General features: G+C 45.8%; 12 protein-coding genes. 9 read left to right on the plus strand and 3 right to left on the minus strand.

Annotated elements, in window-relative coordinates; genetic code table 11:
* Nucleotides 1–310: 310 nt before the first annotated feature.
* The 8 genes from JMN17_RS10685 to JMN17_RS10720 all read left to right on the plus strand — a co-directional run bounded on the left by JMN17_RS10685 (nucleotide 311) and on the right by JMN17_RS10720 (nucleotide 13,152).
* Nucleotides 311–2,419, plus strand: a complete 2,109-nt coding sequence (locus JMN17_RS10685) for a heavy metal translocating P-type ATPase (protein ID WP_202328029.1) — start codon at nucleotides 311–313, stop codon at nucleotides 2,417–2,419.
* Nucleotides 2,420–2,540: 121 nt separating this feature from the next.
* A complete protein-coding gene (locus JMN17_RS10690) occupies nucleotides 2,541–3,209 on the plus strand; it encodes a DsbA family protein (protein WP_202328030.1) in 669 nt (222 codons plus the stop codon).
* 5 nt (nucleotides 3,210–3,214) lie between these two features.
* Nucleotides 3,215–3,631 carry a disulfide oxidoreductase gene (locus JMN17_RS10695; protein ID WP_202328031.1) on the plus strand — a complete coding sequence of 139 codons (417 nt, stop codon included), beginning with the start codon at nucleotides 3,215–3,217 and terminating at the stop codon, nucleotides 3,629–3,631.
* Nucleotides 3,632–3,813: 182 nt separating this feature from the next.
* Nucleotides 3,814–4,422 (plus strand): trimeric intracellular cation channel family protein, encoded by a 609-nt coding sequence (locus JMN17_RS10700; protein ID WP_087991133.1) that lies wholly within the window; start codon nucleotides 3,814–3,816, stop codon nucleotides 4,420–4,422.
* A gap of 192 nt (nucleotides 4,423–4,614) precedes the next feature.
* The gene (gene helD / locus JMN17_RS10705) at nucleotides 4,615–6,939 is read left to right on the plus strand and encodes an RNA polymerase recycling motor HelD (protein WP_202328032.1); all 2,325 of its coding nucleotides are present in this window, start codon (nucleotides 4,615–4,617) and stop codon (nucleotides 6,937–6,939) included.
* A gap of 395 nt (nucleotides 6,940–7,334) precedes the next feature.
* Nucleotides 7,335–9,155 (plus strand): assimilatory sulfite reductase (NADPH) flavoprotein subunit, encoded by a 1,821-nt coding sequence (locus JMN17_RS10710; RefSeq protein ID WP_202328033.1) that lies wholly within the window; start codon nucleotides 7,335–7,337, stop codon nucleotides 9,153–9,155.
* Nucleotides 9,156–9,180: 25 nt separating this feature from the next.
* Nucleotides 9,181–10,896 carry an assimilatory sulfite reductase (NADPH) hemoprotein subunit gene (gene cysI / locus JMN17_RS10715; protein WP_202328034.1) on the plus strand — a complete coding sequence of 572 codons (1,716 nt, stop codon included), beginning with the start codon at nucleotides 9,181–9,183 and terminating at the stop codon, nucleotides 10,894–10,896.
* Between the two features lie 243 nt (nucleotides 10,897–11,139).
* Complete coding sequence (locus JMN17_RS10720; RefSeq protein WP_202328035.1) at nucleotides 11,140–13,152, plus strand: Na+/H+ antiporter; 2,013 nt, start codon at nucleotides 11,140–11,142, stop codon at nucleotides 13,150–13,152.
* A 44-nt stretch (nucleotides 13,153–13,196) separates the two neighbouring features.
* On the opposite strand, the gene yvgO is transcribed toward JMN17_RS10720, so the two are convergent.
* On the minus strand, nucleotides 13,197–13,682 hold the full coding sequence (yvgO, locus tag JMN17_RS10725) for a stress response protein YvgO (protein ID WP_202328036.1): 486 nt from the start codon (nucleotides 13,680–13,682) through the stop codon (nucleotides 13,197–13,199).
* 221 nt (nucleotides 13,683–13,903) lie between these two features.
* Between yvgO and pgoN the strand changes: the two genes are divergently transcribed.
* A complete protein-coding gene (gene pgoN, locus JMN17_RS10730) occupies nucleotides 13,904–14,734 on the plus strand; it encodes a glyoxal/methylglyoxal reductase (protein ID WP_202328037.1) in 831 nt (276 codons plus the stop codon).
* A 28-nt stretch (nucleotides 14,735–14,762) separates the two neighbouring features.
* Here pgoN and modB read toward each other — a convergent pair whose 3' ends face one another.
* The gene (modB, locus tag JMN17_RS10735; RefSeq protein WP_141113386.1) at nucleotides 14,763–15,455 is read right to left on the minus strand and encodes a molybdate ABC transporter permease subunit; all 693 of its coding nucleotides are present in this window, start codon (nucleotides 15,453–15,455) and stop codon (nucleotides 14,763–14,765) included.
* Nucleotides 15,427–16,209, minus strand: coding sequence for a molybdate ABC transporter substrate-binding protein (modA, locus tag JMN17_RS10740; protein WP_087991126.1), 783 nt, complete (start codon nucleotides 16,207–16,209; stop codon nucleotides 15,427–15,429). The genes modB and modA overlap by 29 nt, the downstream gene beginning before the upstream one ends.
* Between the last annotated feature and the right edge of the window lie 45 nt (nucleotides 16,210–16,254).

The raw sequence follows: 16,254 nt of genomic DNA on the forward strand, positions 1-16,254 counted from the left end.
TGCGCGTTGGTGCTCAATGAAAGAATGGAACGGCGGCTAAATTTCAGACGTGCTGTCTAAAGGCCGCCGTCATCACATCCTGTGAAAGGCTGCTCCAATGCTCGTCCTTTCTAGATTTCAAGGGTGTTCAATCATGTTGTCAACAACCGAAAAACCGGCGATATGCCGGTTTTTGTTTATCATTGACACTTTCTTGGTAAAAGCCATATAATAAATGTAATCAACTATATGATTATATGCTCATATATATAATTTCGTTGCCGACACTCATTGATACGCTTGAAGAGGGAACCCTAAATCGGAAGGCAAGGTGAGACTAGTGAAACAGGAATACGTTCTGGACGGTTTGGATTGCAGCAATTGTGCCCAAAAAATTGAAAACGGAGTTAAAGGCATAAAAGGCATTGACGGATGCGCGGTAAATTTTGCGGCAAGCACCTTGACTGTCTCAGCCGGTGGGAAAGAAGAGCAATGGGTCGCCAATAAGGTAGAGAAAAAAGTAAAATCAATCGATCCGCATGTAACAGTTCGCCAAAAGCATAAAAAGAAATCAGCTGAAGACGGCTATCGCAATCGAATGATCAATATGCTGATCAGAATGGCGGTTGCTGTCATTTTAGGAGCAGCGGCATATGTCGTTCATTCCGGAACAATCGAATTTTTCCTTTTCCTCGCTGCCTATTTGATCATCGGCGGTGATATTGTCATCCGGGCAATCAAAAACATCAGCCGCGGTCAGGTGTTTGATGAGCATTTCTTAATGGCCCTTGCCACAATCGGCGCTTTTCTGATTAAGCAATACCCTGAAGGCGTTGCCGTTATGCTGTTTTACCAAACCGGTGAGCTTTTTCAAGGAGCCGCGGTCAGCCGTTCCAGAAAATCAATCAGTGCGTTAATGGACATACGGCCTGATTACGCCAATGTCAAAACAAAGAACGGCATCGAACTGGTTTCTCCGGAGGACGTAAAGATAGGAGACATCATTGTGGTCAATCCCGGAGAAAGCATACCCCTTGACGGTAAGGTCGTACAAGGATCAGCGATGGTTGATACGTCTGCATTGACAGGTGAGTCTGTTCCAAGAAAAGCTACAGAAGGACAAGATGTGATGTCAGGCTTTATCAATCAAAACGGCGTTCTGCATATTGAAGTCACAAAGGGCTATCAGGAATCTGCAGTATCAAAAATATTAGATTTGGTTCAAAATGCGAGCAGCCGTAAAGCCCGGACAGAAAACTTTATCACGAAGTTTGCCAAGTATTATACACCTGCTGTCGTGATCATCGCGGTATTGCTGGCCTTTGTCCCGCCGCTGGTTATTCCCGGCGCCGCACTTTCCGATTGGGTGTACCGCGCGCTTATTTTCTTAGTGATTTCTTGTCCATGTGCGCTTGTTGTCTCTATACCGCTCGGTTTCTTCGGCGGAATCGGCGCAGCCTCTAAGACCGGAGTGCTTGTGAAGGGAAGCAATTATTTAGAAGCCTTGAATCAAGTTAAATACGCGGTGTTTGATAAGACAGGAACATTAACAAAAGGCAGTTTTGAAGTGACAGAAATTAAACCCGCAGAAGGATTTACAAAGGAAAAATTACTTGAAGCGGCGGCATATGCTGAGCTTCATTCCCAGCATCCTATTGCTGAATCTGTGCGTAAAGCTTACGGAAAGACGCTTTCCTCTGACGCGATAGAGTCATATGAGGAAATATCCGGCCACGGCATTTTTGCAAAAGTAAACGGAACAGAAATCCTTGCTGGGAATCAGAAGCTCATGGAAAGAGAACAGATTAAAGGCGTCCCGGATCAAAAAGCAGGAACAATCGTACACATTGCTGTTGATCAACATTATGCCGGAGCAATCATCATAGCGGATGAAGCAAAAGAAGACGCGGCACAGGCGATTGCTGATCTGAAGTCGCTTGGAATCAAACAGACAATTATGCTGACAGGTGATTCAAAACAAACGGGAGAAGCCGTCGGAAAACAGCTTGGCATCGACGAGGTATATGCGGAGCTGCTGCCGCAGGATAAAGTCGCGCGGGTTGAAGCATTAGAAGCCAAGCTTTCGCCAAATGAAAAACTCATTTTTGTCGGTGACGGCATCAATGATACGCCGGTGCTTGCGCGCGCGGATATCGGAGCGGCCATGGGCGGCCTTGGCTCAGACGCCGCGGTAGAAGCAGCAGACGTCGTGCTGATGACAGATCAGCCTTCAAAAATAGCGAAAGCGATTCGGATTGCCAAACGGACACGGCGAATCGTGTGGCAAAACATCGGCTTTGCTTTAGGCGTGAAAGCGATCTTTCTCATTCTCGGAGCATTCGGAATTGCAACTATGTGGGAAGCGGTTTTCTCAGATGTCGGCGTTACGCTGCTCGCTGTGGCAAACGCCATGCGCGTTATGCGTCTCAAAAACAGGTAAATTGTCGGAGAGAATTCATTTTTTCGGGCTTTTCTTATCGGCGCTTGTCTTGTTAAAATAAAGAAGCGGGTCAATTGCGATCCGCTTCTTTTTTATAATTTTAAAACGATGAGGTGTCGGAGTGAAAAAGAAACAGCAGTCTTCTGCGAAATTCGCGGTCATCCTTACGGTTGTGGTTGTTGTCTTGTTAGCAGCCATTGTCATTATTAATAACAAAACGGAACAAGGCAATGAAGCGGTTTCCGGACAGCCGTCTATCAAAGGCCAGCCTGTGCTCGGCAAGGATGATGCACCGGTAACTGTAGTTGAATTCGGAGATTATAAATGTCCGTCTTGTAAAATGTTTAACAGTGACATCTTCCCAAAAATACAGAAAGACTTTATTGATAAGGGCGATGTGAAATTTTCATTCGTGAACGTCATGTTCCATGGAAAAGGTTCAATATTAGCGGCTCTTGCATCAGAAGAAGTATGGAAAGAAGATCCTGACTCTTTCTGGGCATTCCATGAAAAGCTGTTCGACAAACAGCCGGACACAGAACAGGAATGGGTGACCCCGGCCGTTCTCGGTGATGTTGCCAAAAGCACCACGAAGGTCAATCCTGAGACGCTCAAGGACAATCTTGATAAGGAAACATTCGCTTCCCAAGTGGAAAGAGATTCCGAACTTAATCAAAAAATGAACATAAACGCCACCCCGACGATTTACGTTAATGATAAAGTGATTAGCGATTTCTCAGATTATGATGAAATCAAAGAAACGATAGAAAAAGAGCTGAAAGGGAAGTAAATCATATGAAAAATAGAATTGTATGTTTATATGCTTCCTGGGTTGTCGCTCTTACCGCTATGCTCGGCAGCCTGTATTTCAGTGAAATCAAAAAGTTCACTCCATGTGAACTGTGCTGGTACCAGCGTATCCTCATGTATCCGCTCGTCCTGATTTTAGGAATCGCCACCTTTCAAGGGGACACACGCGTGAAAAAATATGCGCTTCCGATGGCGATTATCGGGGCATTTATTTCGATTATGCATTACTTAGAGCAGAAAGTGCCGGGCTTTTCCGGCATTAAGCCGTGTGTAAGCGGCGTGCCGTGCTCAGGCCAATATATTAACTGGTTCGGTTTTATGACCATTCCATTTCTGGCCCTGATTGCTTTTATCCTGATTATTGTTTTTATGTGTCTGCTGAAAGTCGAAAAATCTGAATAACCAAAAAGCGTCCGCTTATGCCGGGCGTTTTTTCATCTGTAAATGACAGCTCAATAGCGTTTGGTGTACTCCCTCTAAATTTATCTTTTTTTATCGTGAAAATGTTATTGATTTTACGCTTGAGCGATTATAAAATCTAGAGGTCGTCAGAAAATTTAACAAACATAAAGGGAGTCATCAGAATGGCTTGGGAGCTGCTCAGTGTGATTGGCATCATTGCGTTTGCAGTCAGCGGCGCAATTGTTGCGATGGAAGAGGAATATGATATTTTAGGAGTTTATATATTAGGGATTGTCACAGCTTTTGGAGGAGGAGCGATCCGCAATTTGCTGATCGGTGTTCCGGTGTCAGCATTATGGGAGCAGGGCGCGTACTTTCAAATCGCCCTCCTCTCCATTACGATTGTGTTTCTGTTTCCGAAGCTGCTGCTGAGGCATTGGAACAAATGGGGCAACTTATCAGATGCGATCGGTCTCGCGGCCTTCGCCATCCAAGGCGCACTGTATGCCGTCAAAATGGGTCATCCGCTTAGTGCCGTTATCGTGGCTGCGGTCCTGACGGGAAGCGGCGGCGGAATCATTCGCGATCTTCTTGCCGGACGCAAACCGCTTGTGCTGAAAGCGGAAATCTATGCGGTCTGGGCGGCTCTCGGCGGTTTAATCGTCGGCTTGGGCTGGCTGGGAAACTCATTTGGCTTGTACGTTCTGTTTTTCGTGCTCGTTGTTTGCCGCGTTTGTTCCTATATGTTTAATTGGAAGCTGCCAAACCGTTCTTTTCGCTTAGATAACTAACATCATAAAAAAACCGATTTCAATTTGAAATCGGTTTTTTTGCATATAAATAACCCAAACCTTGATTGATATTGGGTAAATGTGCTAAGATAAATTGTATTTGCTTATTTTTATCATATTTATAATATATATCCAATTTTATTTTACAGTATTTCATCTGAATTTGTCAACTATTTTCTGGAGGTGCCGTCCATGAATCAGCAGGATAAGGAATGGAAGGAAGAACAGTCAAGAATAGATGAGGTACTGCAGGAGCTCGGCCGAAAAGAGCGGTTTCTGGAAACGTCTGCAGGCGGGTTAAAGCATGATATTATCGGATTAAGAAAAAGCTTTTGGGAGGATGTTACGGTCAATCTTGATGATACCCATGAAGCGGTTGAAACGATGGCAAGCATTAAGCAGCAGGCGGAGCTGCTGTCTGATCGGGAACGAAATCATCGGCGTATGGATCAGCAGCTCAAACGAATTCATCGATTAAAAGCATCGCCTTATTTCGGCCGGGTTGATTTTATTGAAAACGGCGAGGAACAGGCAGAGCGAATTTATATCGGCTTAGCTTCTTGCATGGATGAGAAGGAGGAACACTTTCTGATCTATGACTGGAGGGCGCCGATATCCAGTATGTACTACAATTATTCCCCAGGAAAAGCGGAGTACGAAGTGCCCGGCGAAACGATAGAAGGCGAAATGGAGCTGAAACGCCAGTTTATCATTAAAAACGGCGATCTCAAGGCGATGTTTAATACTGATATGACGATCGGTGATGAAATGCTGCAAGAGGTCTTGAGCCATCAATCTGATACCCAAATGAAAAACATCGTGTCTACAATTCAGAAAGAACAAAATCAGATTATCCGTAATGAAAAAAGCAAATTTCTGATCGTGCAGGGGGCAGCTGGCAGCGGGAAAACATCGGCAGCACTCCAGCGCGTCGCTTATTTGTTATACAGGTACCGCGGCGTTATTGATGCCGGACAAATCGTTTTATTTTCTCCAAACTTTTTATTTAACAGCTATGTCTCCTCTGTTTTGCCTGAGTTAGGGGAAGAGAATATGGAACAGGCGACGTTTCAGGAATATATCGAGCACCGGCTTGGCCGCAAGTTCCTATGTGAAAGCCCCTTTGATCAGCTCGAATATTGCCTGACCGAATCAAAGAAAGGCGGTTTTCCGTCAAGGCTTACGGCAATCACATGGAAGGCGGGCTTATCTTTTCAGCAATTCATTGATGAATACGTCAGCCGGCTGTCCTCCGAAGGAATGATCTTTAAAAATATCGTCTTCCGCGGACAAAAACTGATTACAAAGGAACACATTCAGTCCTATTTTTACTCACTGGATCAACGACAGTCCATTCCGAACCGGATAGAGCAAACGGCAAAGTGGCTGCTGAGTGAGCTTCATACATTTGAGAAAAAGGAACGGCGTAAGGATTGGGTCGTTCAGGAAGCTGAGCTGCTCGACAAAGAGGATTACCTGGACGTGTACAAAAAACTCCAGGAAAGGAAACAGTTCAGTGAGAGCACGTTTAACGATTATCAAAGAGAGCAGCAACTGCTTGCCGCCATCATTGTGAAAAAGGCGTTCAACCCGCTCAAACAGGCGGTCAGGCTCTTTGCGTTTCTGGATGTCAAACAGCTGTATTTGCATTTGTTTTCCAGCTGGCGAGGGAAATTTCAGCATGCGGAGATGGGAGCGATAGGAGCGCTGACCCGATCGGCATTTGCGGAAAATAAATTACTCTATGAGGATGCGGCGCCGTTTCTTTATATGCAGGATTTGATCGAAGGCAGAAAGAAAAATACGAAGATCAAACATCTTTTTATCGACGAAGCTCAGGACTATTCACCGTTTCAGATGGCTTACATGAGAAGCATTTTTCCGGCCGCCAGCATGACAGTGCTCGGTGATATCAATCAGTTCATCTACGCCCATGCCATACATGGCGCAAAGCATATGGATGCGTGCTTTGAAGGTGAGCCGGCTGAATATGTTCGTTTAAAGAGAACGTACAGATCGACAAGGCAGATTGTCGATCTAACAAAAGCGATGCTTCAGGACGGAGCGGATATTGAGCCTTTTAACAGAAACGGGGAAATGCCTCTCGTTTTCAAAACCGAAGGGCGTGAGGACCTTTGTCAAAAGCTCACGAAAGAAATAGAACGACTCAAGAAGCAAGGGCATGAAACGATCGCCGTCATTTGTAAGACTGCCCAGCAATGCATACAGGCGCACGCTTACATAAGCGAATATATAGATATCCGGCTGATTCATAAAGAAAATCAAACATTTCAAAAGGGAGTTTGTGTCATTCCGGTTTATTTAGCGAAGGGAATTGAGTTTGACGCAGTCCTTGTCTATGATGCATCGGAAGAACATTATCAAACAGAGCACGACCGCAGGCTCTTATACACTGCCTGCACCCGGGCGATGCATATGCTGGCGGTGTTATATACAGGTAAGGCAAGTCCGTTTGTAACGGCCGTGCCGCCTCACTTATATCAGAATGCTGAGTGAAGAGAAGGGGAGCCTTCTCTTTTTAGCGTGCCGACAAACCTTCGCATTTGTTGTCAAGCATGCGTATTGGTGCTCACTTGAAAAAAACTCAGCGGCTAAATGCTCGAGATCTTGCCCAAACGCCGCTGTCACCCCATCCTGCGGAAGTCTGCCCCAATGCTCGTCCTTCCTAGAATTCAAGGGTTAAAGATGATAAAACCCTAAAGCTACGTTTATTTGTGTAGAGAAGGACGTCCTTCTCTTTTTCTATTTAAATGAAAGAAACAAAGCGGTTTTATCATTAGGAATCTTAATAGTTATCATCATGTAAATATATTTTACTTAAACCTAGTATTCCGGTAAAGTTCAATTAGATGCAATTTTCGATCAGTTTATAACTTTGTGAGGTGGATACGTTGCAACTTCAAGTAATGAACAGTCCGTTTAATCAGGAGCAGGCAGAGCTCCTTAACCGCCTTCTGCCAACTTTGACCGAATCTCAGAAAATCTGGCTGAGCGGATATTTATCCGCGCAATCCGTTTCCGCCCAAGAAACCGCGGGGGCCCCTGCGGCTGCTGTGTCTGCAGAAGCGGCGGCACCGGCCGTTTCAAAAGAAGTGACCGTTCTTTATGGTTCACAGACGGGAAACGCACAGGGGCTTGCAGAAAATGCCGGCAAGCAGCTTGAGGAGCGCGGTTTTCAAGTCACTGTCTCATCCATGAGCGATTTTAAGCCGAATCAGCTGAAGAAAATCAACAATCTTTTGATCGTCGTCAGCACGCACGGTGAAGGCGAGCCGCCTGATAACGCGCTGTCGTTTCATGAATTTTTGCATGGAAGACGGGCGCCTAAGCTTGAAGACCTTCGTTTTTCAGTTTTGGCGCTTGGTGACAGCTCGTACGAATTTTTCTGCCAGACAGGGAAGGAATTTGATCAGCGCTTAGAAGAAATCGGCGGCAAACGAATTTCTCCGCGCGTTGATTGCGACCTTGACTATGATGAGCCGGCAGCTGAATGGCTTGAGGGTGTATTTGAGGGCTTAAGTGAAGCCGGGGGCGGAAGCGCCGCACCTGCGCAAGGAGCAGCTTCGCCTCAAATCGGTGAGTCTTCTTACTCCAGAACAAACCCGTTTCGGGCTGAAGTGTTAGAAAATTTAAATTTGAACGGCCGAGGATCAAATAAAGAAACACGCCATGTCGAGCTGTCTCTGGAAGGATCTGGCCTGACTTATGAGCCTGGTGACAGCCTCGGCGTCTATCCGGAAAACGATCCGGAGCTTGTTGAGCTGCTGCTTAAGGAAATGAATTGGGACCCCGAAGAAATTGTGACCCTTAATAAGCAAGGTGATGTACGCCCGCTTAAAGAAGCGCTGATTTCTCACTATGAAATCACTGTTCTCACAAAACCGCTTCTTGAACAGGCTGCCCAGCTGTCAGGGAGCGATGAGCTTAGAGAGCTTTTAGCCCCGGGAAATGAGGGGAACGTAAAAGCATATCTTGAAGGACGCGATTTGCTTGATCTCGTTCGTGATTATGGCCCGTTCAGCGTATCGGCGCAGGAGTTTGTTTCGATTCTGCGAAAAATGCCGGCCCGACTCTATTCAATCGCGAGCAGTTTATCCGCTAATCCGGATGAAGTACATGTAACGATCGGCGCAGTCCGCTACGATGCGCACGGCCGTGAACGAAAAGGCGTCTGCTCGATTTTATGCGCGGAGCGTCTGCAACCGGGAGACACACTACCTGTTTATGTTCAGCATAATCAAAACTTTAAGCTTCCGAAAGATCCTGAAACACCGATTATCATGGTCGGCCCTGGGACAGGCGTCGCGCCGTTCCGTTCCTTTATGCAGGAGCGTGAGGAGACGGGAGTGGAAGGCAAAGCATGGATGTTCTTTGGCGATCAGCATTTTGTCACGGATTTCCTTTATCAGACAGAGTGGCAGAATTGGATCAAAGACGGTGTGCTGACAAAAATGGATGTGGCGTTCTCACGTGATACGGAAGAAAAAGTATATGTGCAGCACCGCATGCTTGAACAGAGTGCAGAATTGTTCGAATGGCTTCAAGAAGGCGCGGCTGTTTACATTTGCGGTGATGAAAAACACATGGCGCATGACGTCCATCACACATTACTTGACATTATCGAGAAAGAAGGCAATATGAGCCGCGAAGAAGCAGAAGCTTATCTTGCCGATATGCAGCAGCAAAAACGCTATCAGCGTGATGTATACTGATTTGACTTGAAAGGAGTTTTTCAACATGGTGACCAAAATCTTAAAAGCACCGGACGGCTCTCCAAGTGATGTTGAACGCATTAAAGAAGAAAGTGATTATTTGCGCGGCACACTGAAAGAAGTGATGCTGGACCGGATCAGTGCCGGAATTCCGGATGATGACAACCGCCTGATGAAACACCACGGCAGTTATTTGCAGGATGACCGTGACCTCCGCAATGAACGCCAAAAGCAAAAACTTGAACCGGCCTATCAGTTCATGCTGCGCGTACGTATGCCAGGAGGCGTCTCAACACCTGAACAATGGCTTGTCATGGATGACCTTTCCCAGAAATACGGGAACGGCACATTAAAACTGACGACACGTGAAACATTCCAAATGCACGGAATTCTGAAATGGAACATGAAGAAAACCATTCAGACGATCCACTCAGCTCTTTTGGATACGATCGCAGCCTGCGGAGACGTAAACCGCAACGTGATGTGCGCATCGAACCCTTATCAGTCTGAAATCCACTCAGAGGTATACGAGTGGTCTAAAAAATTAAGTGACGATCTGCTGCCGCGGACGAGAGCTTATCATGAAATCTGGCTTGATGAGGAAAAAGTGGCCGGCACGCCTGAGGAAGAAGTCGAGCCAATGTACGGCCCGCTCTATCTGCCGCGGAAATTTAAAATCGGTATTGCCGTCCCGCCATCTAATGATATAGACGTCTTTTCACAAGATCTCGGATTCATTGCGATTGTCGAAGATGGCGAACTGATCGGTTTTAACGTGGCAATCGGCGGCGGAATGGGAATGACGCATGGCGACACAGCGACATATCCGCAATTAGCCAAGGTGATCGGGTTCTGCCGTCCTGAGCAAATGTATGACGTTGCTGAAAAAACGATTACGATTCAGCGTGATTACGGAAACCGTTCTGTCCGCAAAAATGCGCGGTTCAAATACACCGTTGACCGCCTCGGTTTAAAAACTGTGAAAGAAGAATTGGAAAACCGTCTCGGCTGGAGCTTGGAAGAAGCAAAGGCGTATCATTTCGATCATAACGGCGACCGCTACGGCTGGGTGGAAGGCATTGAGGATAAATGGCATTTTACGCTGTTTGTCGAAGGCGGCCGTGTGACGGATTACGATCATTATAAACTGATGACAGGCTTGCGGGAAATCGCCAAAGTTCATACAGGCGAGTTCCGTCTGACATCCAATCAGAACTTGATTATTGCGAACGTTTCAAGCGATAAAAAAGATGAAATCAGTGCATTAATTGAGCAATACGGATTAACTGACGGCAAGCACCATTCAGCGCTCCGCCGCAGCTCTATGGCGTGTGTGTCGCTTCCGACCTGCGGATTGGCAATGGCTGAAGCAGAGCGTTATTTGCCGACCCTTTTAGATAAGGTTGAAAAGATCATTGACGAAAACGGCCTTCGTGATCAGGAAATCACCATTCGCATGACAGGGTGCCCGAACGGCTGTGCACGCCATGCACTCGGTGAGATCGGGTTTATCGGAAAGGCGCCGGGCAAATACAATATGTATCTTGGTGCTGCATTTGATGGTAGCCGTTTAAGCAAAATGTACCGTGAAAACATCGGTGAAGAAGACATTTTAAGCGAGCTGCGCGTCCTTCTTTCGCGTTATGCGAAAGAACGCGAGGAAGGCGAGCACTTCGGTGACTTTGTCATTCGCGCAGGCATCATTAAAGCAACAACTGACGGCACGAATTTTCATAACTGATAAAGAAAGACGAGAGACAGGGGGGAGCTCCCTGTCTCTTTTTGCCTGAAATATGCCCTGCTACAAAAAAGTTCACTATGAGCATATCGTGAGAAATAATACCCTAAAAAGGGTACTATAAAAGAAGACAAGTGTGGAGGGAACTCCTGCCGACATCACATATCGGATGCAAGGCCGTCCCAGCCTCAGCCTCTTTTAGACAAGCAGATCCATCGACTATCTCAGACGAAGGAGGTCATGTATTTGGACATATTTTTAGTTGTTCTCGTTTTATTAACGATTATTGCGATATCCAATATCGTGAACCGGTTTATTCCGTTTATTCCCGTGCCTCTGATTCAGGTGGCGCTTGGGATTTTTGCGGCCTCATTTCCACAGGGGCTTCATTTTGAATTAAACACCGAATTGTTTTTTGTTCTGTTTATCGCGCCTCTTCTATTTAATGATGGGAAGAGAACGCCGCGGGCGGAGCTTTGGAATTTACGCGCTCCGATTTTATTGCTCGCACTCGGCCTTGTATTTGCGACTGTGATTGTAGGCGGATACACGATTCACTGGATGATTCCTGCTATTCCGCTGGCAGCGGCTTTTGGACTTGCGGCCATTCTTTCACCGACTGATGTCGTCGCTGTCAGCGCATTATCAGGAAGAGTGAAGATGCCAAAAGGCATTCTTCGCCTGCTTGAAGGCGAGGGGCTGATGAATGACGCATCAGGTCTGGTGGCCTTTAAGTTTGCGATTGCGGCAGCAGTGACCGGTGCATTTTCATTAGCACAAGCGGCTGTCAGCTTTGTCTTTATTTCTCTTGGAGGCTTGCTGTGCGGGGTTGTCATTTCGTTCGTCATTATTCGATTTCGCCTCTTCCTGCGCCGTCTCGGCATGCAGGATGTCACAATGCATATGCTGATTCAAATTCTGACGCCGTTTGTGATTTATTTGGCAGCGGAAGAAATCGGCGTTTCCGGCATTTTAGCCGTTGTGGCGGGTGGAATCACCCATGCGGTTGAACAGGATCGTCTGGAATCAACGATGGCCAAACTGCAAATCGTCTCCTCGAGTACATGGAACATTATTTTATTTATTTTGAACGGTCTGGTATTCGTTATTCTCGGAGCACAGATTCCGGACGTCATTTCCGTTATCTTTAATGACACCGCAGTTAGCAACATGAAGGTAATCAGTTATATCCTTGTGATCACATTTACGCTAATGCTCCTCAGATTTCTATGGGTGCTGTTCTTCTGGAACGGAAAATGGTTCTTTAATAAGGACCAGAACATTTATAAACCGGGTCTTCGTTCGACGCTGTTACTTTCGATTTCCGGTGTGCGCGGAGCTGTAACGCTTGCGGGCTCTTTCTCCATTCCGTATTTTCTGGAGGATGGCACACCGTTTCCGGAAAGAAATCTAATTCTCTTTTTGGCAGCCGGCGTCATTTTATGCACACTTGTCATTGCCGCCGTTGTGCTGCCGCTTCTGACTGAAAAAGAAGAAGAAGACGAAAAACGAAATAAAAAGCTGCTGACGGCGAGACGCAAATTGATTAAAACAGCTCTCCAAACGATTAAAGAGGACATGAACGATACAAACAAAACAGCCTCTCTTGCGGTGATAGGCGAATACAACGAAAAGATGAAAAACCTTCGTTTTCAGCAATATACTTCATCTAATCGTATCAAAAAACAAGAGCGAAAAGTCCGGGCGCAAGCCATTATCGCTGAGCAAGAGGCATTGATGAAAATGCTGGAACGGGGAGACATCCCGGAAGAAACAGTAAACGTGCTGCAAGAACGGTTTAATGAATTAGAAATTTTGTATGGCAACCCATTTAAAGTCGGATTATCAAAAACAAGGCTCAAGCGGCTGATGTATTGGATTTTCTTTGGTGAACATAAAAAGCCGGAGATGTCGATTTTAAATGAAGCGGGACTGATACAGGCAACGAGAGTGAAAACGGCGAAGGCAGCAATTGCATATCTTGAAAAACATAAGACGGAAGAACATAAAGAAGTGCTTTTATCTGTCATTGCGTTTTATAAACAGTTAATTTTCAGGCTGGAACACAGCCATCACGACCTGAAATCTAGCGCCCAATTTGAAGCTCAAAAGCTGGAAGTGAAGTTGAAGGCTGTGCAGGCGATCAGAAATGAAATTCAAACACTCTTCGAGAAGCGGGAAATTTCCCGGGACATCTCCCACGAGCTTCGCCAATACATTAATGATGTGGAAGCCGCCATGCTTGAAGGCGGCGAATAGATGAAGCAAAAAAGCTGGCGCTAGAGCGTCAGCTTTTTTCTATATTAAGGACGATGGAATTCGACAGTGATGCCATCCCGATCAAACCAGCCTCTAAAGGCCCAGTTGATCCAGCCGCCATCACCTTTGTTTGTAAAGGTTCCATCTTCAAATACCCAAATGCCGTACGTAATGCCGTCGTAAACGGCTGAGCCGTAAAATTGCACACCGTTTAAGTGATCTTCATATTCCTGGCTTAAATTAAATACCATGACGTTGTATTTTTGGCCGGACGCGTAGAAGGAAGACTCCATGAGGTTTTTCACAAATCCATCTCGGTTCTGTGCGGATTTAATGGCATCGGCGATTTGGTTGGCAATTCCAAGTACATCCAGGTTGACGTTTAAACCTACCTCAGCGGCAGATGTTCCGGCTGTTGTTGCCTGGGAAATCTGCGCACCGGGATTTTCTTCAGCCGAAGCAAAGGACAAAGGGGCAATGGTCAAAGCGGCACCTAACGCAAGTGTCATCGGGATACGCATACGTTTCAATTTGGTTCCTCCTTTGTTTTGATTTGGTGACACTAATCGCATACCCTGCTTATTCCATTTATAATCTCAATATTGTTAAAATAGGAAAATAATAGTGTCACGCTTTGCCCTGCTGTGAAAAAAGAAGCAAAAAGCGGCTCTTAAGCGTATTATTGGTATCGCCTAAGAGGAGTGTGAGATAATATAGACGCTTACATTTCAGTGAAAGGGTGGATGTTCAAGTGCCAACAAGTTTAAAAGATACTGTAAAACTACATAACGGAGTTGAAATGCCTTGGTTCGGTCTTGGTGTTTTTAAAGTAGAAAACGGAAGTGAAGCGACTGAATCTGTGAAAGCTGCCATTAAAAACGGCTATCGCAGCATTGATACAGCAGCAATCTACAAAAATGAAGAAGGCGTTGGCATCGGGATTGAAGAATCCGGTGTGGCAAGAGAAGAGCTCTTCATTACCTCCAAAGTATGGAATGAAGATCAAGGCTACGAAACAACCCTTGCTGCCTTTGAAAAAAGCTTGGAAAGACTTCAGCTTGATTACTTAGATTTATATTTGATCCACTGGCCTGGCAAGGATAAATATAAAGATACATGGCGCGCGCTTGAAAAGCTGTACAAAGACGGCAAAATCCGCGCAATCGGCGTCAGCAACTTCCAAGTTCATCATTTAGAAGAGCTGTTGAAAGATGCTGAAATCAAACCGATGATCAACCAAGTGGAATATCACCCTCGTTTGACGCAAAAAGAATTAAGAGACTATTGTAAAAAACAAGGCATCCAGCTGGAAGCATGGTCTCCCCTCATGCAGGGACAGCTGCTGGATAACGAAGTGCTCGCACAGATTGCTGAAAAACACAATAAATCTGTGGCTCAAGTGATTTTGCGCTGGGATCTGCAGAATGAGGTTGTCACGATTCCAAAATCCATTAAAGAACACCGTATCATCGAAAACGCTGATATTTTTGATTTCGAATTGTCTCAAGAAGACATGGACAAAATTGACGCGTTAAACAAAGATGAGCGCGTCGGTCCAAATCCTGATGAGCTTCTGTTTTAATAAAAAACTCCCCGTGACGGGGAGTTTTTTAGTGTGGTTTTTTCTGTTGAATGAAAAACAGCATCAAAAAGGAAATGACAACAATACAGACGACCCAGGCCCAGGCAAGGGTGTTGTTCCCGGAATCCAATGCGACATAAATGGCCGTCGGCAGTGTTTGCGTAACACTGGGAATGTTTCCTGCAAACATCAGTGTTGCGCCGAATTCTCCGAGCGCCCGTGCAAGGCTGAGGATGCTTCCGGTCAGCAATGAAGGATAGGCGAGCGGGATGGAAATATGGATAAACACCTTCCATCTGCTGGCGCCGTCTACCATTGCAGCCCCCTGTATATCGGGATCAATGTCACCAAATCCAGTTTTGGCGGATTGATACATAAGCGGAAAGGCCACGACAGCCGAGGCGATCACAGCGGCCCACCAGGTGAAAATGACAGGCTGATGAAAGATCCACTCGATGGCTTGTCCGATGAAACTGTGCTTTCCGAAAATGACGATCAAGATAAAACCGACAACAGTGGGCGGAAGAACGAGCGGAAGCATAAAACATGTTTCGAGCGCCGTTTTTCCGAAAAATGATGCTCGCGACATCCGTGCTCCAGCCAGTGTTCCGAGAATAATGACAACAATTCCGGCAACTGCCGCCACCTGAAAGGAAAGCACAACAGGTGTAAAAAACGCTGAAACGCTTATACTACTCGGCAGTAAAACCATATTTTTCAAATACTTTCATTGCTTCATCAGATTGCAGGTAATCGTAAAATTCCTTCGCTTCCTTACGGTGTTTTGTATCGTTTACAATTCCTAATGGATAGACAATCGGGCTGTGTGTATTTGCTTTTGCCTCGTCAATGATTTTGACCTTTTTCGAGATCAGAGCATCAGTTTTATAAACAACGCCTGCGTCCACATTGCCTGTTTCTACATAAGAAAGGACTTGGCGAACGTCTTTTCCGTAAACGATCTTATCCTTCACATTGTCCCATAGAGAAAGCTTTGTCAGTGATTCTTTCCCGTAAGCTCCCGCCGGCACGGATTCCGGCGTTCCGAGGGCGATTTTTTCTGAATCCGCCAGATTGCTGAAGCTTGTCACAGGTGAATCGCCGTTTTTCGGCACGGCCAACACGATTTCATTGCCGACTAAATCGGTGCTGTCTTTTTTGGCGATATCCCCATCATCTACCAGCTTTTGAAATTTATCCTCAGCAGCTGAGAAGAAAAGATCTGCCCCCGCTCCTTGAGAAATCTGTTTTTGCAAGGCGCCGGATGAGCCATAGTTATCTTGGATTTTAATGTTTTGATGTTCTTTTTCATAGTTTTGTTGGATTTCCTCAAGCGCATCCTGTGCACTGGCGGCAGCTGAGATGGTTAACGTTACATTTTTCTCGCTATCCGATGAAGACTGGTTTGCGGAGCAGCCTGCTGTAAGCAGAATAGCGGTTAAGGCTGCTGTTAACATGGAATACTTTTTAAACATGATTGCACCCCTTATAATTAGTTATATCTAATTATAACTGATTAT

The sequence above is a fragment of the Bacillus sp. RHFS10 genome (assembly GCF_016757475.1).
Lineage (GTDB): Bacteria > Bacillota > Bacilli > Bacillales > Bacillaceae > Bacillus > Bacillus subtilis_G.

Coding starts and splice junctions, on each gene's coding strand:
- modA (WP_087991126.1), bottom strand. CDS start 16,209: ATGTTTAAAAAGTATTCCATGTTAACAGCAGCCTTAACCGCTATTCTG.
- JMN17_RS10695 (WP_202328031.1), top strand. CDS start 3,215: ATGAAAAATAGAATTGTATGTTTATATGCTTCCTGGGTTGTCGCTCTT.
- JMN17_RS10700 (WP_087991133.1), top strand. CDS start 3,814: ATGGCTTGGGAGCTGCTCAGTGTGATTGGCATCATTGCGTTTGCAGTC.
- helD (WP_202328032.1), top strand. CDS start 4,615: ATGAATCAGCAGGATAAGGAATGGAAGGAAGAACAGTCAAGAATAGAT.
- cysI (WP_202328034.1), top strand. CDS start 9,181: ATGGTGACCAAAATCTTAAAAGCACCGGACGGCTCTCCAAGTGATGTT.